This is a genomic window from Streptomyces capoamus (genome assembly GCF_014654935.1).
Classification (GTDB): Bacteria; Actinomycetota; Actinomycetes; order Streptomycetales; family Streptomycetaceae; genus Streptomyces; species Streptomyces capoamus.
Window position 1 is genome coordinate 1 of sequence record NZ_BNBF01000082.1, and the last position, 1,264, is coordinate 1,264.

Annotated in this window: 1 protein-coding gene; it reads left to right on the forward strand. The window is 72.2% G+C overall.

All coding sequences use genetic code 11. The features are described from left to right. On the forward strand, positions 1-1,264 hold a 1,264-nt coding region (locus IE312_RS37885), incomplete at both ends, for an MFS transporter (protein ID WP_189986833.1).

The following is a 1,264-nucleotide window of genomic DNA, read 5'->3' on the forward strand; positions in this document are numbered from 1 at the left end:
GGACTGGGTTTCTCGCTGGGCAACCTGCAGTGGATCGCGACCGCGTTCGCGTTGTGCGCGGCCGGGTTCACGCTGCTGTTCGGCAGGGTCGCGGACCTGTTCGGCAGGCGCCGGCTGTTCCTGGGCGGCCTGGCCGTGCTGGGCCTGGCCTCCCTGGCCGGCGGCCTGGCCACCAGCCCCGAGGTCCTCATCGTCGCCCGGGTCTTCCAGGGCCTGGCCACCGCCGCGGTCACCCCGGCCGGCCTGTCCCTGCTGACCACCTCCTTCCCCGAAGGACCCCTGCGGGAAAAGGCCCTGGGCCTCAACGGCGCTTTGATGTCGGCCGGGTTCACCACCGGCGCCATCCTCGGCGGCGTCCTGACCGACCTGCTGTCCTGGCGGTGGTCGTTCTTCATCAACGTGCCCGTCGCCGCGGCCGTCCTGGTCATCGCCCCCATGGTCCTGGCCGAGTCCCGCCCCACCGTCCGCCCCCGCCTGGACCTGCCCGGCGCCCTGAGCGTCACCCTCGGCCTGCTCGCCGTCGTCTTCGGCTTCAGCCGCGCCGGCGAACACGGCTGGAGCGACGCCACCGCCCTGATCACCCTGGCCGCCGGCCTGCTGCTGCTGATCGCGTTCTACTTCATCGAACGCACCAGCCCCGCCCCCCTCGTCCCGGTCACCGTCCTGGCCCGACGCACCGTCGCCTGGGGCAACATCGCCGGCATCCTCGCCTTCGTCACCGAGACCTCCCTGGTCTTCCTGATGACCCTCTACCTCCAGCAGGTCCTGGGCTTCTCCCCCCTGGCCGCCGGACTCTCCTTCGGCGTGCTGGGCCTGGGCACCGTCCTGGGCGGCACCCTCGCCCCCCGCGTCATCGCCGCCACCACCACCCGCACCACCCTCGTCACCGGCGCCCTCGTCCAGACCGCCGCCACCGCCGCCCTCCTCGCCCTGGGCACCACCACCCACAGCCTCGCCCTGCTCCTGCCCGCCACCTTCATCGGCGGCATCGGCAACATGCTCCTCATCGTCGGCTTCATGGTCACCGCCACCAGCGGCCTGCCCGACCACGAACAAGGCATGGCCACCGGCCTGGCCACCATGAGCCAGCAGATCGGCATCACCATGGGCACCCCCGTCATGAGCGCCATCGCCACCGGCGCCATGACCACCACCACCGTCACCGGCATCCTCGGCGGCATCCAGACCGCCGTCGCCGTCAACACCGCCCTCGTCCTCCTCACCGCCCTCACCAGCGCCCTCTTCCTCCGCACCCCCACCACCA